Source organism: Streptomyces sp. NPDC001880 (assembly GCF_053594575.1).
This window is the reverse complement of record NZ_JBSFET010000004.1, coordinates 112667-133799: the sequence shown is the minus strand read 5'-3', so window position 1 is coordinate 133799 and position 21133 is coordinate 112667. Positions and strand designations below refer to the sequence as shown.

The window sequence follows — 21133 nt, the reverse complement described above, 5'->3', positions numbered from 1 at the left end:
GCGCCCCCGGACCGTCACTTCTTCGCTTCCGCGCACTCCGCGCAGGTACCGAAGATCTCGACCGTGTGGGCCACGTTCACATAGCCGTGCTGGGAGGCGATGGTCTCCGCCCACTGCTCCACCGCGGGGCCCTCGACCTCCACGGCCTTGCCGCACATCCGGCACACCAGGTGGTGATGGTGTTCCCCGGTCGAGCAGCGCCGGTACACGGACTCGCCGTCCGTGGTGCGCAGCACGTCGACCTCTCCGGCGTCGGCGAGGGACTGGAGGGTGCGGTAGACGGTGGTCAGCCCGACCGAGTCGCCGCGGTGCTTGAGCACGTCGTGCAGCTCCTGGGCGCTGCGGAACTCGTCCACCTCGTCGAGCGCCGCCGCCACCGCCGCCCGCTGCCGGGTCGACCGGCCGCGTACCGGGGCCGCGTTCGTTCCACTGATCGGCGCCGTTGCCACAGCAGCCTCCTCGTGTCGCCCGTACCTGTGTCGGGCCATTGTGCCAGCCCGTCCCGGGGCCGCGGTCAAACCCGGAGCTCGTCCGGGGCCGGACGGGAGGCCGGTACCTCAAGGGTGCACTCCCCGGACGCCGTTTCGCTCCGGCGGGCGCGCCTTCCGGCCAGTGGCGTGGCGAGCAGTGTCACGGCGATGAAGACCGCGATGGCCAGCAGCACGATCGTCGCGCCGGGCGGGACGTCCTGGTAGTACGAGGTCACGGTGCCGGCCAGGGCCACCGCCGTACCGATGACGACCGACAGCACGAATGTCACCCGGAAGGACCTGGAGACCTGCTGCGCGGCAGCGACCGGCACCACCATCAGCGCGCTGACCAGAAGCAGCCCGACGACCCGCATCGCGACGGTGACGGTCACCGCCGCCGTCACGGCGACCAGCAGATTCAGCGCGCGCACCGGCAGTCCGGTGACCCGGGCGAACTCCTCGTCCTGGCTGACCGCGAAGAGCTGGCGGCGCAGCCCCAGCGTCACCAGCAGCACGAAGGCCGCCAGCAGGCAGATCGACACGATGTCCTCGGAGGAGACCGTGGACAGCGAGCCGAAGAGGTACGAGGTGAGGTTGGCGTTGGAGCCGGTGTCGGAGAGGTTGATCAGCAGGACACCGCCCGCCATGCCGCCGTAGAACAGCATGGCCAGCGCGATGTCGCCGCGGGTGCGTCCGTACCAGCGGATCAGCTCCATCACGACGGCACCGGCGACGGCGACCGCGGTGGCCATCCAGACCGGGCTGGTGGAGAGCAGGAAGCCGAGCCCGACGCCGGTCATCGCGATGTGGCCGATGCCGTCGCCCATCAGGGCCTGTCGGCGCTGGACGAGGTAGATGCCGACGGCGGGGGCGATGACGCCGACGAGCACGGCGGCGAGCAGGGCCCGCTGCATGAAGGGAGGGTTGAGGAATTCCATGATCAGCTCAGCAGTCCCGTCCGGACGGGCCCGGTGGCCGCGTGGGGGTGTACATGGTCGTGTCCGGGCAGGGCGTGCTGGCCCAGCGCCTTCGGGGGCGGCCCGTCGTGCATCACACAGCCGTCGCGCAGTACGACCGCGCGGTCGATCAGCGGTTCCAGCGGGCCGAGCTCGTGCAGCACCAGCAGCACCGTGGTGCCGGCCGCGACCTGCTCGCGCAGGGTCGTGGCGAGGATCTCCTGGCTGGCCAGGTCGACGCCGGCCATCGGCTCGTCCATGATCAGCAGCTCGGGTTCGGCGGCCAGCGCGCGGGCGATCAGCACCCGCTGGTGCTGGCCGCCGGAGAGCGCGTCCACCGAGTCCTCGGCGCGGTCGGCGAGGCCGACGAGCTCGATGGCCCGGTCGACGGCGGCCCGGTCGGCCTTGCGGAGCAGGCCGAGCCTGGTGCGGGACAGCCGTCCGGAGGTGACGACTTCGCGGATCGTGGCGGGGACACCGCCGGCCGCCGTGGTGCGCTGGGGTACGTAGCCGATCCGTGCCCAGCCGCGGAAGCGGCGCAGCGGGGTGCCGAACAGCTCGACGGAGCCGCCGGTGAGCGGGACCTGCCCGATGACGGAGCGCACGGCGGTCGACTTGCCCGAGCCGTTGGCGCCGAGCAGGGCGGTGACCTCGCCGCGGTGGACGGTCAGGTCGATGCCCCGCAGCACCGGCCGTGCGCCGAGCGTGGCCGTGGCGCCCCGCAGGGCTATCACGGGTTCGGTCGTGGTGCTCCCGGTCTCGGGCATGAGTGCCTCCGATGCTGCTGTGGCGGGTGGTACGGGGGTCACTTCGCGCCGAGCGCCTTCTGCAGGGCGGCGAGGTTGGACTGCATGACCTCGATGTAGTCGTCGCCCTTGGACTCGGTCGTGATTCCTTCGAGCGGGTCCAGGACGTCGGTCTTCAGGCCGGTGTCCTCGGCGACGGTCTTCGCGGTCCTGTCGCTGGCGAGCGTCTCGAAGAACACGGTGGTGGCCTTGTTCTTCTCCGCGATGGTGTGGATCTCGTTGATCCGGGCGGGGCTGGGCTCGGCCTCGGGGTCGACGCCGGCGATGCCCTCCTGGGTGAGGCCGTAGCGCTCGGCGAGGTATCCGAAGGCGGAGTGGGTGGTGATGAACGTCTTGGTGGAGGTGTTCTTCAGCCCGTTCACGTACGCCGTGTTCAGATCGTCGAGCTTGGTGACCAGCGCGTCCGTGCTCTTGCGGTAGTCCGCGGCGTGGTCGGGGTCGGCCTTCTCCAGGGACGCGCCCACGCCCTTGGCGACCTCTGCGTACTTCACCGGGTCCAGCCAGATGTGCGGGTCGGCCCCGGCCTCGTCGCCGTGGTGCTCGTGGTCGTGCTCGTCGGCGCCGGTCTCGGTGCCGTGGTCCTCCAGCGTGGTGAGCTTCGAGGCGTCGGTGACGTTCTTCGCGCCGGACTGCACGATGGCGTCGTCCACGGCGGGCTGGATGCCCTTGATGTACAGGACGAGGCCGGCGTCGGTGAGCCCGCCGATCTGCCGCGGGCTGAGCTCCAGGTCGTGCGGCTCCTGGCCCGGCTTGGTCAGCGTGGTGACGGAGACATGCTTCCCGCCTATCTCCTCGGCCAGGAACTGCATCGGATAGAACGAGGCCACCACGTCCAGCTTGTCGCCGTTCTTGCCGTTTGCGGCGTCGGGGGAGGAGCAGGCGGTGAGGGCGGTGAGGCCGAGGGCGACTGCTCCGGCGACGGCGGAGGTGGGTATGAGGCGGCTTACGTTCATGACAGTCATTTTCAACAAAGTTGGAAACGATTGTCAACAAGGCTTATGAGATGACTTCCCGGCCGGCGATGCCGGTACCGATTTGATCCAAGGGGCGTGCCCGCCGGTAATCTGAGACATTCGCCCGCCCGTCTCCTGATCACCACCCCCACCGAGGCGCGCTTCGCGCCACCCCTGTCCAACTTTCGTCGCAATGAAGAGAGCACCGTGGCCGCCGACAAGATCGACTCCATCGTCAGCCTGAGCAAGCGCCGTGGCTTCGTCTACCCGTGCAGTGAGATCTACGGAGGCCAGAAGGCCGCCTGGGACTACGGGCCGCTGGGCGTCGAGATGAAGGAGAACCTCAAGCGCCAGTGGTGGCGCTACATGGTCACCTCGCGCGAGGACGTGGTCGGTATCGACTCGTCGGTCATCCTCGCCCCCGAGGTCTGGGTCGCCTCCGGTCACGTCGCCACGTTCACCGACCCGCTGACCGAGTGCACCTCCTGCCACAAGCGCTTCCGTGCCGACCACCTGGAGGAGGCGTACGAGGAGAAGCACGGCCACGCGCCCGCGAACGGCCTGGCCGAGCTCAACTGCCCCAACTGCGGAAACAAGGGCACCTTCACCGAGCCCAAGCAGTTCTCGGGCCTGCTCTCCACCCACCTCGGCCCGACCCAGGACTCCGGCTCGGTCGCCTACCTGCGCCCCGAGACCGCCCAGGGCATCTTCACCAACTTCGGCCAGGTGCAGCAGACCTCGCGCAAGAAGCCGCCGTTCGGCATCGCCCAGATGGGCAAGTCCTTCCGGAACGAGATCACTCCGGGCAACTTCATCTTCCGCACCCGCGAGTTCGAGCAGATGGAGATGGAGTTCTTCGTCAAGCCGGGCGAGGACGAGGAGTGGCAGCAGTACTGGATGGACCAGCGCTGGAACTGGTACACGGACCTCGGCCTGCGCGAGGAGAACATGCGCTGGTACGAGCACCCGAAGGAGAAGCTCTCCCACTACTCCAAGCGCACCGCCGACATCGAGTACCGCTTCCGCTTCGGCGGCAGCGAGTGGGGTGAGCTGGAGGGCGTCGCCAACCGCACGGACTACGACCTCAAGGCGCACTCCAAGGCGTCCGGCTCCGACCTGGCGTACTACGACCAGGAGGCCGGCGAGCGCTGGACCCCGTACGTCATCGAGCCGGCGGCCGGTGTCGGCCGGGCGATGCTCGCCTTCCTCCTCGACGCCTACATCGAGGACGAGGCGCCCAACGCCAAGGGCGTCATGGAGAAGCGCACCGTGATGCGCCTCGACCCGCGCCTCGCGCCGGTCAAGGTCGCCGTCCTGCCGCTGTCCCGCAACCCGCAGCTGTCGCCGAAGGCCAAGGGCCTCGCGGCCGACCTGCGGAAGAACTGGAACATCGAGTTCGACGACGCGGGCGCCATCGGCCGCCGCTACCGCCGCCAGGACGAGATCGGTACGCCGTTCTGCGTCACCGTCGACTTCGACACCCTCGACGACAACGCGGTGACCGTGCGCGAGCGCGACACCATGAAGCAGGAGCGCGTCTCCCTGGACCAGATCCAGGCCTACCTCGGCGCCCGTCTGCTGGGCTGCTGACCCACCGCGCCCACGGGCGGAGCCCCGGTCCCCGCGCAGGGGACCGGGGCTCCGTCGTACCGCGGCACCGGCCGCCGCCCGGCCGGAAATCGGGTGCGACGGCGGGGCGGGCCGGGGTACGGTTCCGGCATGTATTCGTTCTTCCAGATCTACGAGTGAGAGCGCGGCGGGGTCGACCACCCGCCGCCCACCGGACCGATTCCAGGTCGCCTCAGACCTCACTTCGCACTACGAACGGGAGAACGCCGTGGCCAAGAGCCGTAACAACCTGCTGGGTGTGGGCGGACAGCGCAAGAAGCTGTCCCGCGCCGGGCAGCAGGGCGCCGGCCCTGCGCGCGATGCCGACCGCAAGGCGGCCGCCGACCAGAAGCAGGAGCTGCTGCGCAAGATGCGCGAGCGTGCGCAGTCGGGCGCGACGGAGCCCTCGTCGGACGACACCGCGCAGCCGGAAACGACCGGGCAGGACGCACCGGCGCAGAGCTGACGCCTCTTCGACACCCGTACGGGCGTGGGCCCGGATCACACCGCGTGATCCGGGCCCACGCCCTTGTCCGTGCCCCGTGTTCACGCCACCCTGCGCGGCAGCCGCAGACTGAGCAGCGTCGTCAGCACCCCGGCCAACTGCACCAGCGGCGTGACGGCCGGCGCGTCCTGCATGCCCGAGCGGTCCGCGCATGGTGACGTACGCCCCCGCCGACGAGGGGACCGGGCAGCGGCTCCAGAGCCTTCAGGCCCTGGAGCTCGCCGACGCCTGATCCCCGGACGGGGCGCCCGTCGGCTTCTCCAGCCGCTGCGCGGTCCGGCGTGCGGTCTCCCGCGCCCAGTGCCCGCTCGTCAGCGCCCCCACCAGCAGGACGCACAGCCCGCACCCGCCGATGATCCACCAGGCGGGCTTGCTCGCGTCCACGAACGCCGCCGCGTACTCGGAGCCGCGCGGCGACCCGGTCCCGGCCACCCCCGCCGCCAGCACCGCGCCGATCACGGCGACCCCGAGCGTCCCGCCGATCTGCCGGCTGGTCGACGCGACCGCGGCCGCCACCCCGGCCTGCGAACGCGGCATCCCGGAGACGGCCGTGTTGGTGATCGGTGCGTTCACCATGCCGAAGCCGAGGCCGAACAACACATAGCCGGTGAACAGCAGGACGTCGTCGGTCTCCGCGTCGAACACGGCGAACAGCAGCCCGCATGCCGTCATGGCCACGCCCGCCACGAGCAGCGGCAGCCGCGGCCCCCGGCTGCCGACGAGCCGCCCGGACAGCGGCGCGCAGACAAAGGTCAGGGCCGCCATCGGCAGCATGTACAGACCGGCGTGCAGCGCGCTCAGCCCGCGCACGTTCTGCAGATAGAGGGTGTTGAGGAAGAGGAACCCGCTCAGCGCGGCGAAGGCACAGACCGCTATGACGGTGGCCCCGCTGAACGGGGCGCTGTGGAAGAACCGCAGATCGATCAGCGGCTCGGCACGCCGGGGCTCGTACAGCAGCAGCCCGATCAGGGAGCACCCGGCGAGCGCGGCGAACAGCAGGATCCGCGGCGAGTCCCAGCCCTCCGAGGGCGCCTCGATGATCGCGTACGTCAGCGAACCGAGCAGCCCGATCACCAGCAGCTGCCCCACCGGGTCCGGGCGGCGCGGCTTCGGGGCGCGGGACTCGGGGACGTACCGCCAGGTGAGCAGGAGTGCGGCGAGACCGACCGGCAGATTGATCCAGAAGATCGACCGCCAGCCGACCGAGTCCACCAGCAGACCGCCGACCACCGGGCCCGCCGCCATGGAGATGCCGACGACACCGCCCCACACACCGATGGCGCGGGCCCGCTCGCGCGGGTCGGTGAACGTGTTGGTGATGATCGACATCGCGACGGGGTTGAGCATCGAACCGCCCACCGCCTGCACCATCCGGAACGCCACCAGCGACTCCAGGTTCGGTGCCACGGAGCAGAGCAGCGACCCGAGGGTGAACAGGACGAGCCCGATCTTGAAGACCTTGCGGCGCCCGATCCGGTCGGCGGTGGAGCCCGCGAGCATCAGCAGTGAGGCCAGGACAAGGGTGTACGCGTCGATCGTCCACTGCATGCCGGCGACGGTGGCGTGCAGCTCCTTCTGCATGGAGGGCAGGGCGACGTTGAGCACGGTGTTGTCGAGACTGACGAGCAGCAGGCTCATGCAGCAGATCGCCAGTACCAACTGCCGTCGGCGGTGACTGAGCTCGGGCATACATGGATAGTACGGTTAACTAACGAACTCCGCTGCCGGAGGGCGCGACTCCGTACGCGACAATGGAGCAATGACCACGCTCGCCCCTTCCCTCCCGCTGCTCCGGATCGGCCCGCACGCGGTGCAGCCGCCGGTGGTGCTCGCCCCCATGGCCGGCATCACCAACGCCCCGTTCCGCACCCTGTGCCGGGAGTTCTCCGGCGGCAAGGGGCTGTTCGTCAGCGAGATGATCACCACGCGGGCGCTGGTCGAGCGCAACGAGAAGACCATGCAGCTGATCCACTTCGACGCGAGCGAGACGCCGCGCTCGATCCAGCTGTACGGAGTGGACCCGGTCACCGTCGGCAAGGCCGTCCGCATGATCGTCGACGAGGACCTCGCCGACCACATCGACCTGAACTTCGGCTGCCCGGTCCCCAAGGTGACCCGCAAGGGCGGCGGCTCGGCGCTCCCTTACAAGCGGCCGCTGCTGCGCGCGATCCTCAACCAGGCGGTCTCCAACGCGGGCGATCTGCCGGTCACCATCAAGATGCGCAAGGGCATCGACGACGACCACATGACCTACCTGGACGCGGGCCGGATCGCGGTCGAGGAGGGGGTCACCGCCGTCGCCCTGCACGGCAGGACGGCCGCCCAGCACTACGGCGGCACCGCCGACTGGGACGCCATCGCCCGCCTCAAGGAACACGTCCCGGAGATCCCCGTCCTCGGCAACGGCGACATCTGGTGCGCGGACGACGCCCGCCGGATGATGCGCGAGACCGGCTGCGACGGCGTGGTCGTGGGCCGCGGCTGCCTGGGCCGCCCCTGGCTCTTCGGCGACCTGGTGAGCGAGTTCGAGGGCACGGGGGCTCGGCAGGCGCCGGAGCTCCGGAAAGTCGCCGAAGTGATGCTGCGGCACGCGACGCTGCTGGGGGAGTGGATCGGCGACGAGACACGCGGGGTGATCGACTTCCGCAAGCATGTCGCCTGGTACCTCAAGGGCTTCTCGGTCGGCTCGGAGATGCGCAAGAAGCTCGCGGTCACCTCGTCGCTGGAGGAGCTGGGCGGCCAGTTGCAGGAGCTGGACCTGGACCAGCCGTGGCCGGACGGCGCGGACGGGCCGCGCGGGCGCACCTCGGGCAACAACCGCGTCGTGCTGCCGGACGGCTGGCTGAAGGACCCGTACGACTGCGCGGGCGTGAGCCCGGACGCGGAGCTGGACACCTCGGGCGGCTGAGGCGGTCCACCGAGGGGCGGCAACGGGCCTTCCGGGCCCTTGCCCGGCTCGCCCCGCCTCTTCCATGGCACGCGGCGCCACAGGCACCGCGTGCCTCTTCTTTTGCATCGCTCATATGAGCGCAATATCTGGCCGGATTCGATGGCAGTTCGGCGGGTGGGCGAGTCGAACCAGCCGACTGTGGGTATCACGCGGCGATTCCGTTCACTCTCAGGTTTGATTCATAATCATCTCGTGACTGCCGGTTGTCGATCAGGTGTCCGGATGGTGACATCTGAGCACCGGCCGTAGAGTGATTCTCGCCACCCTGAGAGCCTGCATGCTCAGATGAGCGCAATTTTGAGGGCTTGACTTCTCAAATGATGGCACTCGGTGCCAAAGGTCCTCCGGTTTGATCGATCGACGCTTCCGTTGCGGAGTGTCGCTGTAATGTCGAAACTCGTGGCCCTGAGTGCTGATTCGTTCAAGAAGTGAATGCGCGGCTCTGTTCCGGCGACAGGTGACGTCACTTTCGATCTACTGGCGGACGGGTGGTTGAGGCCTCATGACGCGCAAGTGGACGTACCCAGACACCTTCGATCTGGGTATGTTCCTCGCCGTCAGGGCAGCCATCGCGTCCTCGAGGAGTCGAGACCCGTGTCGGAAAACAAAGATTCCCACGTATCCACCCCGGAATCCCGGGAGTCCGAGGGCGAGAAGTTCGTTTATGACTTCACCGAGGGCAACAAGGACCTGAAGGACCTCCTCGGCGGCAAGGGCGCGAACCTCGCCGAGATGACCAACCTCGGGCTCCCCGTCCCTCCGGGATTCACCATCACCACCGAGGCGTGCAAGGTCTACCTCGAGAGTGGCGAGGAGCCGGCCGAGCTGCGTGCCGAGGTCAGCGCCCACCTCGACGCCCTTGAGGCACGGATGGGCAAGAAGCTCGGCCAGGCCGACGACCCGCTGCTGGTCTCCGTCCGCTCCGGCGCGAAGTTCTCGATGCCCGGCATGATGGACACGGTTCTCAACATCGGCCTCTCCGACGAGTCCGTGGCCGGTCTCGCCGCCCAGGCCGGCGACGAGCGGTTCGCGTGGGACTCCTACCGCCGCCTCATCCAGATGTTCGGCAAGACCGTCCTCGGTGTCGACGGCGACCTCTTCGAGGAGGCGCTGGAGGCGGCGAAGGAGTCCAAGGGCGTCACCGTCGACGTCGACCTCGACGCGGCCGACCTGAAGAAGCTGGTCAAGCAGTTCAAGAAGATCGTCGCCCGGGACGCCGGCCGCGACTTCCCGCAGGACCCGCGCGAGCAGATGGACCTGGCCATAAAGGCCGTCTTCGACTCGTGGAACACCGACCGGGCCAAGCTCTACCGCCGCCAGGAGCGCATCCCCGGCGACCTGGGCACGGCCGTCAACATCTGCTCGATGGTCTTCGGCAACCTCGGCCCCGACTCCGGTACGGGCGTCGCGTTCACCCGTGACCCGGCCAGCGGCCACCAGGGCGTCTACGGCGACTACCTGCAGAACGCGCAGGGCGAGGACGTCGTCGCCGGCATCCGCAACACCATGCCGCTCGCCGAGCTGGAGTCGATCGACAAGAAGTCGTACGACCAGCTGATGCAGATCATGGAGACCCTCGAAACGCACTACAAGGACCTGTGCGACATCGAGTTCACCATCGAGCGCGGCCGGCTGTGGATGCTCCAGACCCGGGTCGGCAAGCGCACCGCCGGTGCCGCCTTCCGGATCGCGACCCAGCTCGTCGACCAGGGCCTGATCGACGAGGCCGAGGCGCTCCAGCGGGTCAACGGAGCGCAGCTCGCGCAGCTGATGTTCCCGCGCTTCGACGACGAAGCAGCCACCGAGCTGCTGGGCCGCGGCATCGCCGCCTCGCCGGGCGCCGCGGTCGGCAAGGCCGTCTTCGACTCGTACACCGCGGTCAAGTGGTCGCGCTCCGGCGAGAAGGTCATCCTGATCCGCCGCGAGACCAACCCCGATGACCTCGACGGCATGATCGCGGCCGAGGGCATCCTGACCTCGCGCGGCGGCAAGACCTCGCACGCCGCCGTCGTCGCCCGCGGCATGGGCAAGACCTGTGTCTGCGGTGCCGAGGACCTGGAGGTCGACACCAAGCGCCGCCGGATGACGGTGGGCGGCCGGGTCATCGAGGAGGGCGATGTCGTCTCCATCGACGGCTCCACCGGCAAGGTGTACCTCGGTGAGGTCCCCGTCGTGCCGTCCCCGGTCGTCGAGTACTTCGAGGGCCGGATGCACGCCGGCGCCGACGACGCCGACGAGCTGGTCGCCGCCGTGCACCGGATCATGGCGTACGCGGACCGGGTGCGCCGGCTGCGGGTGCGGGCCAACGCCGACAATGCCGAGGACGCGCTGCGGGCCCGCCGCTTCGGCGCCCAGGGCATCGGCCTGTGCCGCACCGAGCACATGTTCCTCGGCGAGCGCCGCGAGATGGTCGAGAAGCTGATCCTCGCGGACACCGATGCCGAGCGCGAGGTCGCGCTGCAGGAGCTGCTTCCGCTCCAGAAGGCCGACTTCATCGAGCTGTTCGAGGCGATGGACGGACTGCCCGTCACCGTGCGGCTGCTCGACCCGCCGCTGCACGAGTTCCTGCCCGACATCACCGAGCTCTCGGTGCGGGTCGCGCTCGCCGAGTCCCGCAAGGACGCCAACGAGAACGACCTGCGTCTGCTCCAGGCCGTGCACAAGCTGCACGAGCAGAACCCGATGCTCGGTCTGCGCGGGGTCCGTCTCGGTCTCGTCATCCCTGGTCTGTTCGCCATGCAGGTACGGGCGATCGCCGAGGCCGCGGCCGAGCGCAAGAACGCCAAGGGCGACCCGCGTGCCGAGATCATGATTCCGCTCGTCGGCACGGTCCAGGAGCTGGAGATCGTCCGCGAGGAGGCCGACCAGGTCATCGCCGAGGTCGAGGCCGCCACCGGCACCCGGCTGAAGCTCACCATCGGCACGATGATCGAGCTGCCGCGTGCCGCGCTGACCGCGGGCCAGATCGCCGAGGCCGCGCAGTTCTTCTCCTTCGGTACGAACGACCTGACGCAGACCGTGTGGGGCTTCTCCCGCGACGACGTGGAGGCCTCGTTCTTCACCGCGTACCTGGAGAAGGGCATCTTCGGGGTGTCGCCGTTCGAGACGATCGACAAGGACGGCGTCGGCTCGCTGGTCCGCAGCGCCGTCGCGGCCGGCCGGGCCACCCGCCCGGACCTGAAGCTCGGCGTCTGCGGCGAGCACGGCGGAGACCCGGAGTCGGTGCACTTCTTCCACGAGGCGGGCCTGGACTACGTGTCCTGCTCCCCGTTCCGTATCCCCGTGGCCCGGCTCGAAGCGGGCCGGGCGGCGGCGGGTTCGACGGGCAGCGACAGCCGCTGATCCGGCACCAAATCCCCTGACTCCGCTCCGGAGCCGCCGTCGGCCCCTCACCACCCTCACCGGCTCGACGGCGACTCCGGAACGCTTCAGGACGGCGGCACCCTGTGCGGGGGTGTCGCTGTTCCGTTTCGTTCTGGGGAAATCTTTGTTCGGCGTTGTTCCTTTTTCTTCGCGCATTAGTCACGGTTCGTTCAATGCGCAAAGAGGTGAGCCGAGAACGGGCCGGGATGCGGTCCACGGGTCCCCACCCATGGACCGCACCCGGGTTACCCCGTCGGGTACGGTGCCGCACCGTCGTCCACCGTCGTCGGGCGCGCGAAACCCCCCACGGCCTTCACTCGCCCTCCCGGTGGCGCCGGAATCGTGCCCGACGCCGTACAGCTTTTCGGGTGATGGCGGGTGGGTGCGAGGCGTTTCACCTCTGGCCGAAACCCCGTGGTGACGTGCTGTTACGGATCACCTACCCTGGGGTGGGGGTAATTGCAGGTGCAACAGGTGGGGGCCCGGTGCTGCGTATCCATATGTCCGGAGTGGACCTTTCCAAGGTGCGGATGGCCACTCGGCCGGACGCGTTGTGGGAAACCGCTCTGAGTTTCCACCGGCTGAGGGACCGGCGTGGTTCCGCGGTGTTCGGGAAATGGCGTACGGAAACCCGGCGTCGGTTGAAGGGGGAAGTGCGCCCGTTGGCCGCGGTGATTCCACCGCGCGGCTATTTCCCGGATTTTCTGACGCCTTCCCAGGAAGGCGGCGAACCGTACGGCATCGACGCGGGAATGGAGGCATTACGCGGCACCTCGCCCGGCCGGGTCCTCGCCGAACTCGCCCTGCTCGCCGCCGAACGCCGCGATCCGGGCCGCTCCCCGGACGGCCGCGCCGAATCGTTCGGCCGCCTCGTCGGCGCCCTGCGCAGCTACCACCGCGCCGCCATCGAGCCGTACTGGCCGCACATCCGGGCCAGCGTGGAGGCCGACCGCGCGGTCCGCGGCCGCGCCCTGCTGGACGGCGGCGCGGACGAACTGCTCGCCTCCCTCCCGCCGATGATCCGCTGGCGGGCCCCCGTGCTGGAGGCGGACTACCCCGTCGACCGGGACGTCCATCTGGACGGCCGGGGGCTGCTGCTCCAGCCGTCCTTCTTCTGCCGCGTCACCCCCGTCGTCTACCGCGACCCGGAGCTGCCGCCGGTCCTGGTCTACCCGGTCACCCACTCCCGCGCCCCGGTCTTCGCCGAACCGGGCCCCTGGCTCGGCCGGCTCCTCGGCAGCACCCGCTCGACGGTCCTGAGCGCCATAGGGAACGGCTGCACGACCAGCGAGCTCGCCCTGCGAGCCGGAGTATCCCTCGCCTCGGCGAGCCAGCACGCCTGTGTGCTGCGCGAGGCGGGCCTGATCCACACCCTGCGGCACGGCGGCTCGGTCCTGCACACGCTGACCCCCCTGGGTGGATCGCTGCTCCGGGGCGGCGCACCGCTCGCCATGTCCTGAGGCGGGCGCCGGCCCTGAGGGCTGATGCGACGGCAGGCGGACGGGATCCGAAGCGGCGAGAATTTTTTTGCGGGCGGCGATGAGTTCCGCGATGCCCCACCGTCTACCTGTCGTACACGTTCGAACAACAGAGAGCGAAGCGGCCATGCCTCAGATGATCTTCGTCAACCTGCCGGTCAAGGACCTCGAAGCAACCAAGGCGTTCTTCGGCAAGCTGGGCTTCTCGTGCAATCCGCAGTTCACCGACGAGAACACCGCGTGTCTTGTCATCAGCGACACCATTTTCGCGATGCTCCTCACCGAGCCGCGGTTCAAGGAGTTCACCAAGAAGGAGATCGCCGACGCCTCGAAGTCCACCGAGGTGATTCTCGCCCTGAGTGCCGAGAGCCGGGAGAAGGTGGACGAGCTGGTCGACACCGCCCTCGCCTCCGGCGGATCGCCGGCCAACGAGACGGTGGACTACGGCCACATGTACGGCCGTTCCTTCCAGGACCCGAACAACCACATCTGGGAGGTCATGTGGATGGATCCCGCGGTCGTCGAAGGCTGAGGGCGGTCCCGCTCAGGGGGTGAGGTCCGGATATGTCACCCCGGTGAGCTGTTCGGACGCCACCCAGAGCCGCTCGCTCGTCACATCGTCGCGTGTCCAGCCCGCCCGCCAGGACGGGGCGGGCGCACCGCGCCAGCCCAGCGCTCCCGGCCCGGTGAACGAGTCGGGGCGCACGCCGGGCGCGGTGGCCGCGTACAGCGTGGGCAGCGCACCGGCCGAAGCGGGCTGGGCGACGATCCGGTTGCCCAGCTCGAAGAACCGTTCCATCGCCCGGCGGCTCTCCATCCGGGCGGCCGCGGACTGGAGGTTGGTCGCCGCGTATCCCGGGTGCGCGGAGGCGGCCACCAGCCGGGAGCCGGCCTTTGCGAGCCGTCGCGCCAGCTCGTGGACGAAGAGCAGATTGGCGGTCTTCGAGCGGCCGTATGCGATCCAACGACGGTAGTTCCGCTCGCTGTTGAGATCCCCCATGTCGAGGTCGGACAGCGCGTGCATCCCGCTGGAGACGGTCACCACACGTGCCCCGGGGGTGTCGAGGAGCCGGGGGAGCAGCAGCCCGGTGAGGGCGAAGTGTCCCAGGTGGTTGATGCCGAACTGCCTCTCGAAGCCGTCGGATGTCGTCCCGTACGGGAGGGCCATCACGCCTGCGTTGTTGATCAGCAGATCGAGCCGGGCGGGCACGTGGGTCGCGGCGAACTCGCGCACCGAGCCCAGATCGGCCAGATCGAGCGGTACGAACGCCACCTCCGCGCCGGTCACGGCCTTTCGGATGCGGGCCTCGGCCTCCCTGCCGCGCGTCTCGTCACGGCAGGCGAGCAGGACCCTCGCTCCGTGCCGGGCAAGCTCCCGCGCGGTGTGCAGGCCGATACCGCTGTTGGCTCCGGTGACCACGGCCGTACGGCCCCTCTGGTCCGGTATGTCGTTCGCGTTCCAGCCGTGGCTCATGCGCCCAGCGTACGGCGGCTCGGGAACCTCAGGTTTGGCTCAATCCGATGGACTGTGCATGGATCGCCTCCCTAGGGTCGCGACCATGCCCGATATCACCATCACCACCCTGATCGTCCTCTGCCTCGCCGCAGCCGCCGCGGGCTGGATCGACGCGGTGGTCGGGGGCGGCGGACTGCTTCTGCTGCCCGCGTTGCTCCTGGGCCTGCCGCATGTCCCGGCCGCGCAGGTACTGGGCACGAACAAGGCCGTCGCGATCGTCGGTACGTCGGGCGCCGCCGTGACGTACGTACGCAAGGCGCCGGTGAAGGTCGGGACCGCGCTGCGGATCGGGCTCGCGGCGCTGGCCGGATCGATGGCCGGGGCGTTCTTCGCCGCCGGGATCAGCAGCGAGGTGCTGCGGCCGGTGATCATGGTGGTGCTGCTGGCCGTCGCGGCGTTCGTGATGCTGCGGCCCTCGTTCGGCAAGGACACCGGCGACGGCGAGCGGCAGAAGGTCACCCGGGCCCGCACGATCACGGCCATCGTGCTGGTCGGCGGCGGAATCGGCCTCTACGACGGGCTGTTCGGCCCCGGCACGGGAACGTTCCTGGTGCTGGCGCTGACCGCGGTGCTCCGACTCGACCTGGTGACGGCGTCCGCCACCGCCAAGATCGTCAATGTCTGCACCAACGGCGGCGCGTTGGCGATGTTCGCCTACCAGGGCAGTGTGCTGTGGCAACTGGCCGCGCTGATGGCGGTGTTCAACCTGGCGGGCGGACTCCTCGGGGCGCGGATGGCGCTCAGGAAGGGCAGCGAGTTCGTCCGCGGTGTGCTGCTCGTCGTGGTGTTCTCGCTGGTCGCGAAGCTGGCCTTCGACCAGTGGACGGCCTGAACGGCCCGTGCCCGCAGGCCGGGTTCAGCGGACGGTGGTCAGATGCGCGTACGCCACCACATTGCCCTGATAGCCCGTCGTCTTCGAGAAGCCGCCGCCGCACGTGATCAGCCGCAGCGAGGCGAAGGGCGAGGCGCCGTAGACCCGCTGGTCGGGGAAGTTCTCGTTCTCGTAGACCTCGATCGCGTCGATGGAGAAGACGGCGGTACGGCCGTCCTGACGGACCACCTCGACCGTGCTGCCCTTCTGCAGGGCGCCCAGGTCGTAGAAGACCGACCTCCCCTGCGCGTTGTCCACATGGCCGGCGACGATCGCGCTGCCACTGGAGCCCGGGGGAGTGCCGTCCCGGTACCAGCCGACGATGTTGCGGTTCCCGGCGGGCGGCACATCGAGACTGCCGTCGGCCCCGAGCCCGAGCCGCATCATCGGGGCGTCGACCCGGATGCTCGGGATGCGGATGCGTACGGGGGCAGAGGGCTTCAGCGGTTCGGCGACCGGCGATCCCGGCTGCGGTGCCGGGCCGCCGGCGAAGGCCTGGGCGGCGGTCGGCCGGGGTGGGGACAGTTGGGTGTCGGCACCGTTCCGGATCAGCCAGACACCGGCCAGCGCCGTGATGGCCAGCAGCCAACCCTTGGCCTTCTCGGACACGGTCGTCCTCCGGGAGACGGGAATGGGGACGGTCCCGTCCCGGTGGCGCGCTGCCACCGGGACGGAAACCGGGCGGTACGGCGACGTGAATGCGTCTCCGTCAGCCGTCTCCCTGCGTGCCGCTCGCCCGGCGACGCAGGAGCCAGGCTCCGCCGACGGCGGTCACGGCGAGAACGCCGGTGCCCGCCGCGATCTGGGTGGTGTCGGGCCGGACGCTGCCGCCGACTCCGGTTTTGACGTGCCCGGTGGGGCCCGCGGGGGCGTCCCCGGGGCGGTGCCCGGAGGAGGAGTTGTCGTGTTCCGACGAGGACGAGTCGTCGCGCCCGGACGAGCTCTCGCCTTGGCCTGCTTCCTCGTCCCGGCCCGTGTCTTCGCCTTGGTCCTTCTTTTCGCCTTGGCCCGTGTCCTCGTTTTGGTCCTTCTTCTCGTCTCGGCCCGTGTCTTCGCCTTGGTCCTTCTTCTCGCCTTGGCCCGCGTCCTCTCCTTGGTCCGTCTTTTCATCTCGGCCTGCGTCCTCGGCTCGGCCCGCGTCATCGCCCCCGGACGGGGTGTCGGACCCGCCCGGGACATCGAGTCCGGAGAAGTCGCCCCCCGAGGCGGAGTCGAGCAGCGAGGGCGCGACGAGGCCGGAAAGGTTGTCGAGGCTGAACGGGTTGTCCGTGCCGGACCCGGTCTCATCGCCCCCGGAGTCGTCGCCCGCGGCCTTTTCGGCGGTGGTGGCCGCTGCCCCGGCGGTGGTGGCCTGTGCCCCGAGGTCTCCGGTGGTCCGGGACACGGCACCAGCGGCGTCGGCCTGCGGTGCGCCGGCATCATCTGCGTACGCGGACGGCCCGGCGAGGAAGCCGAGCGTGGCTATGGCGACCGCGGATGCGGCAGTACCGGTCACTAGGCGGGCAGGACGCATGGGGGTTCCTCCGGCGATGGCGCGAGTAGGCGTGTCCTGACCCCGAGCTAACGGCCGGTCCGCCACCGATGCCTGCTGACATCGAGTCAGCTTGCACCCGAACAGATCGGCGCGACCTCCTTGCCAAGGTGTAAACGCGCAGGTCACGGTGGTGATCGAGGTGGGCGGGGTCGATCCCGTGCCACCAGGCGCCGATCGGGTGACGCCACCCGGGAGGAAAGTGGCGTACGTCACAGGAATGACCTCGCGGGTGGCGGGCACACGTCTCACACCCCCCACGGGACGGTGCACGAGGCCGCCCCCGGCCACCGCCCCCGCCGGGCCCCTCCCCCCTGGGCCCGGCGGGGGCGGATCCGCGCCGGAGAGGATCGGCCGCACGGTCATGGTCCGTGGCCGACTGCCGCAGCGGCACTTCGACCTCATGGCGAGAACGGTCAAAGGCCGGTGCAGGCCCGCAGCGTGGACCGGGTCGGCGTGCGCGCATACGGACCCGTGCAGGACCTGATGGGGCCCTGAACCCGCGACTGCCCGTCTTCCGACTGCTCGCCGAACCCCTCCAGGCCGTCGGTCGGGACCGCGAGCCGATCCGCTCCCGGGTCCGTGAACTTCTGGCACCGGTCCGCCTGGACGCCTCGGCGGGCGGCCGTTTCCCGGCCGCGCGCTCCGGCGGACAGCGCCGGCGGCTCGGTATCGCCAGGGCCCCCGGCAGCGCCCTTCCCGGCGCGATCGCCCGGCCACGGCGGGGCGGGACCGTCGGTCCCGGCGGCAGGACCGGGCCGAACGGCCTTGACCTCAACCATGGTTGATATATGAGCCTTTACGCATGGACCTCACCACAGTTGCCTCATCCACCGCATCCACGACCGGCTCCACCGCACCCCTGAAGGTCGCGGTCATCCTCGCCAGCAATCGCGAGGGCCGGTTCGGCCCCGTCATCACCGACTGGTTCCTCTCGCACACCGCCCCGCACCCCGACATCGAGACCGATCTGATCGACGTCGCGGCACTCGATCTCCCGGTCGCCCTCACCTACCGGCCCGACGCCGGGGCCCAGGCCCGGCTCGCGGCCGTTGCGCCCGGACTGGCGGCGGCCGATGCCTTTGTCGTCGTCACCCCCGAGTACAACCACTCCTACCCGGCCCCGCTGAAGAACCTCATCGACTGGCACCGCGCCGAGTGGCAGGCCAAACCCGTCGCCTTCGTCTCGTACGGCGGGGTCTCCGGCGGGCTGCGCGCCGTCGAGCACCTGCGGCAGGTCTTCGCGGAGCTGCACACCGTCGGCATCCGCGAGACCGTGTCCTTCCACAACGCGGGCGCCCTGTTCGACGACGAGGGCAGGCACCGGGACCCGGCGGGCTGCGACGCGGCGGCCAAGGTGCTGCTCGACCAGCTGGTCTGGTGGGGGCACGCCCTGCGCGACGCCAAGGCCGTCCGCCCGTACGGCGCCTGACCCCGTAGGCGCTGCGCCGCGCCGCGACATCCCCGACAATCGACGGGTACCGGGACACAGGACCGACCCCGCAGGAGCCGAAGGTGACGACGCCGGCATGGCTGACCGTACTGACCACGACGGACAGTGAGGAGAAGGCACACTCCCTCGCGCAGGGCGTGGTGGAGGCGCGGCTCGCCGCCTGTGTACAGATCTCCGCGCCCGTCACCTCGGTCTACCGCTGGCAGAACGCCATCGAGACCACCGAGGAGTGGCAGCTGCTGTTCAAGACGACGACCGAGCGGTACGACGAGCTGGAGGCCCATCTCCAGGCGGCGCACGACTACGAGACCCCGGAGATCATCGCGATCCCGGTGGTACGGGGCAGCGCCCGCTACCTCGCCTGGGTCTCGGCCGAAACCGCCTCGGTCACGTCGCTGTAGCCCCGGGCCCGCCCCGGCCCGGGGCCACGGCCCGTACTACCGCCCGCCCTCCGCCGCCAGCGCCTCCCCGATCCCGGGCTCCCGCGGCCCCAGAAAGTGCGGGTCGGGCCGGAACAGAGCGTCCAGCGCCGCCTTCCCCGCCGCGAACACCTCCCGAGTTCCGCCGTAGTACCAGGTCGTGTCGTGGACGGCGTCCACGCCGACCCCGTACGCGTCGATCCCCGCGGACCGGCACAGCGCGATCGCCCGGCGGATGTGGAACCCCTGGCTCACCAGCACCGCGCGGTCGACCCCGAAGACCTTCTTGGCCCGCACGCACGAGTCCCAGGTGTCGAACCCGGCGAAGTCGCTCACGATCCGCTCGTCCGGCACCCCGTGCTCCCTGAGATAGGCGCGCATGGCATCCGGTTCGTCGTACTCCTTCCGGCTGTTGTCACCGGTCACGAGTACGACCTTCACCTTCCCGTCCCGGTACAGCTCGGCGGCGGTCCTCAGCCGGTTGGCGAGATACGGCGACGGTCTGCCCTTCCAGAGCCCCGCCCCGAACACCACGGCCACCTCGTGCGCGGGCGCGTCCGCCGTCGTCCCGACCCGGGAGCCGGCGACGGCGTACGTCCAGGTCGAGGGCGCCAGCGCGAGCACACAGGCGGCCATCACCCCCTGCACGGCCCGCCGCTGCCCGCGCCGCGTCCGCGGCCACCGGGGCCGAAACCGCCCCAACAGCTGTCGTCCCGGCCACTTCACCCGCATGGGACCCCCCCGCTCCGTACTCCGTCGTTCCACATGGTCGGACGACACCCGGGTCGAAAGGGTTCTCGAACGGGCAGAATCCGTCACCCGACCAGAAACGGAACCCGCAGGACCGCAACCGGCGGAAGTCCGGCCGCCGGACATCCGCGGGCCGCTGCCTGAGCCTTCTTGTCGGCCCGGCCGTTTACTGTCGGAACCATGGACTGTACGCACGGCACACCGGACCACGGCACGGCTCCCTACGGCGCGGCCGACTCCGAGCGCTGGGACACCGAGCCGGACAAACGGCCGGGCCGTACGGCCTTCCAGCGCGACCGTGCCCGGGTGCTGCACTCCGCCGCCCTGCGGCGGCTCGCCGGGAAGACCCAGGTCGTCACCCCGGGCACCCGCGGCCACGCCTGGGACGCCAGTCCCCGTACCAGGCTCACCCACTCCCTCGAATGCGCCCAGGTCGGCCGCGAGCTCGGCGCGGCGCTCGGCTGCGACCCCGACCTGGTCGAGACGGCCTGCCTCGCCCACGACCTGGGCCACCCGCCGTTCGGCCACAACGGAGAGCAGGCGCTCAACGACTTCGCATCGGACTGCGGGGGCTTCGAGGGCAACGCCCAGTCGCTGCGCCTGCTGACCAGGCTCGAACCGAAGCGGTTCGTCCCCGACACCCGCACCGGCGAGCTGGTCAGCGTCGGGCTCAACCTGACCCGGGCCGCCCTGGACGCCGCCACCAAGTACCCCTGGCCGCGCGGCGCGCACCCCGCCGACCCCGGCTCCCCGAAATTCGGGGTGTACGAGGACGACCTGCCGGTCTTCGAATGGGCCCGCAAGGAGGCCCCGAAGGACCGCAAGTGCTTCGAGGCCCAGGTCATGGACTGGTCCGACGACGTCGCCTACTCCGTGCACGACTTCGAGGACGGGCTGCACGCCGGCCACATCGACCCCGACTGCCTCTGCGCCGAACCGGAGCGCAACGAGATCTGGGCGGTCGCCCTCGGCCGCTACGTACCCGCGGACACCGAGCCCCAGGAGCTGGCCGACGCACTGGACCGGCTCGTCGCCCAGGACTGGTGGCCGCACGGCTACGACGGATCCGCCGTCGCCCAGGCCCGGCTCAAGGACGCGACGAGCCAGCTGATCGGCCGGTTCTGCCTCGCCGCCGAGAGTGCCACCCGGCACGCCCACGGGACGGGCCGTCTCGGCCGGTACGCCGCCGAACTGGTCGTCCCCCGCGAGGCACGCAACGAATGCGCCGTGCTCAAGGCGGTCGCCGACCGTTACGTCATGCAGCGCGCCGAGCAGGAGGCGATCCGCGCCGACCAGCGGATCGTGATCGCCGAGCTGGCCGCCGCACTGACCGCGCGCGCCCCCGAAGGACTGGAACCGCAGTTCCGGGCGCTGTTCGAAGCCGCCCGCGACGACAGGGCCCGCAAGCGGGTCCTGGTCGACCAGATCGCCGCCCTGACCGACGCCTCGGCACGCTCTCTGCACGCGTCGCTCACGGAACGCAGACACCGGGTGTGACCTGATC

The 21133-nt window shown here is 70.1% G+C and carries 19 protein-coding genes; 10 read left to right on the top strand and 9 right to left on the bottom strand.

What is annotated here, in order from left to right; genetic code table 11:
- Positions 1–14: 14 nt before the first annotated feature.
- From ACWCQ6_RS04190 to ACWCQ6_RS04175, 4 genes are all read right to left on the bottom strand, one after another.
- The gene (locus tag ACWCQ6_RS04190) at positions 15–449 is read right to left on the bottom strand and encodes a Fur family transcriptional regulator (protein WP_451085230.1); all 435 of its coding nucleotides are present in this window, start codon (positions 447–449) and stop codon (positions 15–17) included.
- A gap of 65 nt (positions 450–514) precedes the next feature.
- Positions 515–1408 (bottom strand): metal ABC transporter permease, encoded by an 894-nt coding sequence (locus ACWCQ6_RS04185; RefSeq protein WP_451085228.1) that lies wholly within the window; start codon positions 1406–1408, stop codon positions 515–517.
- Positions 1409–1410: 2 nt separating this feature from the next.
- On the bottom strand, positions 1411–2193 hold the full coding sequence (locus ACWCQ6_RS04180) for a metal ABC transporter ATP-binding protein (RefSeq protein ID WP_451085226.1): 783 nt from the start codon (positions 2191–2193) through the stop codon (positions 1411–1413).
- Positions 2194–2231: 38 nt separating this feature from the next.
- Positions 2232–3185 carry a metal ABC transporter substrate-binding protein gene (locus ACWCQ6_RS04175; RefSeq protein ID WP_451085225.1) on the bottom strand — a complete coding sequence of 318 codons (954 nt, stop codon included), beginning with the start codon at positions 3183–3185 and terminating at the stop codon, positions 2232–2234.
- A gap of 207 nt (positions 3186–3392) precedes the next feature.
- Here ACWCQ6_RS04175 and ACWCQ6_RS04170 point away from each other — a divergent pair, with 207 nt between their 5' ends.
- Both ACWCQ6_RS04170 and ACWCQ6_RS04165 read left to right on the top strand, forming a co-directional pair.
- Positions 3393–4775: a glycine--tRNA ligase gene (locus ACWCQ6_RS04170; protein ID WP_451085224.1), complete on the top strand. Its 1383-nt coding sequence runs from the start codon at positions 3393–3395 to the stop codon at positions 4773–4775.
- Between the two features lie 247 nt (positions 4776–5022).
- Positions 5023–5259: a DUF6243 family protein gene (locus ACWCQ6_RS04165; protein WP_451085223.1), complete on the top strand. Its 237-nt coding sequence runs from the start codon at positions 5023–5025 to the stop codon at positions 5257–5259.
- 243 nt (positions 5260–5502) lie between these two features.
- On the opposite strand, the gene ACWCQ6_RS04160 is transcribed toward ACWCQ6_RS04165, so the two are convergent.
- Complete coding sequence (locus tag ACWCQ6_RS04160) at positions 5503–6987, bottom strand: MFS transporter (protein WP_451085222.1); 1485 nt, start codon at positions 6985–6987, stop codon at positions 5503–5505.
- 70 nt (positions 6988–7057) lie between these two features.
- On the opposite strand from ACWCQ6_RS04160, the gene dusB reads away from it, so the two are divergent.
- The 4 genes from dusB (at position 7058) to ACWCQ6_RS04140 (ending at position 13621) form a co-directional block, all read left to right on the top strand.
- The gene (gene dusB, locus ACWCQ6_RS04155) at positions 7058–8206 is read left to right on the top strand and encodes a tRNA dihydrouridine synthase DusB (protein WP_451085221.1); all 1149 of its coding nucleotides are present in this window, start codon (positions 7058–7060) and stop codon (positions 8204–8206) included.
- 636 nt (positions 8207–8842) lie between these two features.
- A complete protein-coding gene (gene ppdK, locus ACWCQ6_RS04150; protein WP_451085220.1) occupies positions 8843–11590 on the top strand; it encodes a pyruvate, phosphate dikinase in 2748 nt (915 codons plus the stop codon).
- Positions 11591–12096: 506 nt separating this feature from the next.
- A complete protein-coding gene (locus tag ACWCQ6_RS04145; RefSeq protein ID WP_451085219.1) occupies positions 12097–13071 on the top strand; it encodes an ArsR/SmtB family transcription factor in 975 nt (324 codons plus the stop codon).
- A gap of 145 nt (positions 13072–13216) precedes the next feature.
- Positions 13217–13621: a VOC family protein gene (locus tag ACWCQ6_RS04140; protein ID WP_451085218.1), complete on the top strand. Its 405-nt coding sequence runs from the start codon at positions 13217–13219 to the stop codon at positions 13619–13621.
- A gap of 12 nt (positions 13622–13633) precedes the next feature.
- On the opposite strand, the gene ACWCQ6_RS04135 is transcribed toward ACWCQ6_RS04140, so the two are convergent.
- Positions 13634–14563 carry an oxidoreductase gene (locus tag ACWCQ6_RS04135; RefSeq protein WP_451085217.1) on the bottom strand — a complete coding sequence of 310 codons (930 nt, stop codon included), beginning with the start codon at positions 14561–14563 and terminating at the stop codon, positions 13634–13636.
- Positions 14564–14648: 85 nt separating this feature from the next.
- Here ACWCQ6_RS04135 and ACWCQ6_RS04130 point away from each other — a divergent pair, with 85 nt between their 5' ends.
- Complete coding sequence (locus tag ACWCQ6_RS04130) at positions 14649–15437, top strand: sulfite exporter TauE/SafE family protein (protein WP_451085216.1); 789 nt, start codon at positions 14649–14651, stop codon at positions 15435–15437.
- A 24-nt stretch (positions 15438–15461) separates the two neighbouring features.
- Here ACWCQ6_RS04130 and ACWCQ6_RS04125 read toward each other — a convergent pair whose 3' ends face one another.
- Both ACWCQ6_RS04125 and ACWCQ6_RS04120 read right to left on the bottom strand, forming a co-directional pair.
- Complete coding sequence (locus ACWCQ6_RS04125) at positions 15462–16085, bottom strand: class F sortase (RefSeq protein ID WP_451085215.1); 624 nt, start codon at positions 16083–16085, stop codon at positions 15462–15464.
- 100 nt (positions 16086–16185) lie between these two features.
- Complete coding sequence (locus ACWCQ6_RS04120; protein ID WP_451085351.1) at positions 16186–16989, bottom strand: hypothetical protein; 804 nt, start codon at positions 16987–16989, stop codon at positions 16186–16188.
- Positions 16990–17812: 823 nt separating this feature from the next.
- Here ACWCQ6_RS04120 and ACWCQ6_RS04115 point away from each other — a divergent pair.
- Positions 17813–18439, top strand: coding sequence for an NADPH-dependent FMN reductase (locus ACWCQ6_RS04115; protein ID WP_451085214.1), 627 nt, complete (start codon positions 17813–17815; stop codon positions 18437–18439).
- Between the two features lie 83 nt (positions 18440–18522).
- Entirely contained in the window at positions 18523–18861 is a 339-nt protein-coding gene (gene cutA / locus ACWCQ6_RS04110; protein WP_451085213.1) for a divalent-cation tolerance protein CutA, read from the top strand.
- A 36-nt stretch (positions 18862–18897) separates the two neighbouring features.
- Here the strand turns inward: cutA and ACWCQ6_RS04105 are convergent, their stop codons facing one another.
- Positions 18898–19611, bottom strand: coding sequence for a SanA/YdcF family protein (locus ACWCQ6_RS04105; protein ID WP_451085212.1), 714 nt, complete (start codon positions 19609–19611; stop codon positions 18898–18900).
- A gap of 198 nt (positions 19612–19809) precedes the next feature.
- Here ACWCQ6_RS04105 and ACWCQ6_RS04100 point away from each other — a divergent pair, with 198 nt between their 5' ends.
- The gene (locus ACWCQ6_RS04100; protein ID WP_451085211.1) at positions 19810–21126 is read left to right on the top strand and encodes a deoxyguanosinetriphosphate triphosphohydrolase; all 1317 of its coding nucleotides are present in this window, start codon (positions 19810–19812) and stop codon (positions 21124–21126) included.
- Positions 21127–21133: the final 7 nt, after the last annotated feature.

Bases quoted from the DNA above. Each gene is read 5' to 3' on its own strand.
- ACWCQ6_RS04140 (WP_451085218.1), top strand. From the start codon at position 13,217: ATGCCTCAGATGATCTTCGTCAACCTGCCGGTCAAGGACCTCGAAGCA.
- ACWCQ6_RS04185 (WP_451085228.1), bottom strand. From the start codon at position 1,408: ATGGAATTCCTCAACCCTCCCTTCATGCAGCGGGCCCTGCTCGCCGCC.
- ACWCQ6_RS04160 (WP_451085222.1), bottom strand. From the start codon at position 6,987: ATGCCCGAGCTCAGTCACCGCCGACGGCAGTTGGTACTGGCGATCTGC.
- ACWCQ6_RS04175 (WP_451085225.1), bottom strand. From the start codon at position 3,185: ATGAACGTAAGCCGCCTCATACCCACCTCCGCCGTCGCCGGAGCAGTC.
- ACWCQ6_RS04115 (WP_451085214.1), top strand. From the start codon at position 17,813: ATGGACCTCACCACAGTTGCCTCATCCACCGCATCCACGACCGGCTCC.
- ACWCQ6_RS04180 (WP_451085226.1), bottom strand. From the start codon at position 2,193: ATGCCCGAGACCGGGAGCACCACGACCGAACCCGTGATAGCCCTGCGG.
- ACWCQ6_RS04105 (WP_451085212.1), bottom strand. From the start codon at position 19,611: ATGCGGGTGAAGTGGCCGGGACGACAGCTGTTGGGGCGGTTTCGGCCC.
- ACWCQ6_RS04100 (WP_451085211.1), top strand. From the start codon at position 19,810: ATGGACTGTACGCACGGCACACCGGACCACGGCACGGCTCCCTACGGC.
- ACWCQ6_RS04120 (WP_451085351.1), bottom strand. From the start codon at position 16,989: ATGCGTCCTGCCCGCCTAGTGACCGGTACTGCCGCATCCGCGGTCGCC.
- ACWCQ6_RS04130 (WP_451085216.1), top strand. From the start codon at position 14,649: ATGCCCGATATCACCATCACCACCCTGATCGTCCTCTGCCTCGCCGCA.
- dusB (WP_451085221.1), top strand. From the start codon at position 7,058: ATGACCACGCTCGCCCCTTCCCTCCCGCTGCTCCGGATCGGCCCGCAC.
- ACWCQ6_RS04135 (WP_451085217.1), bottom strand. From the start codon at position 14,563: ATGAGCCACGGCTGGAACGCGAACGACATACCGGACCAGAGGGGCCGT.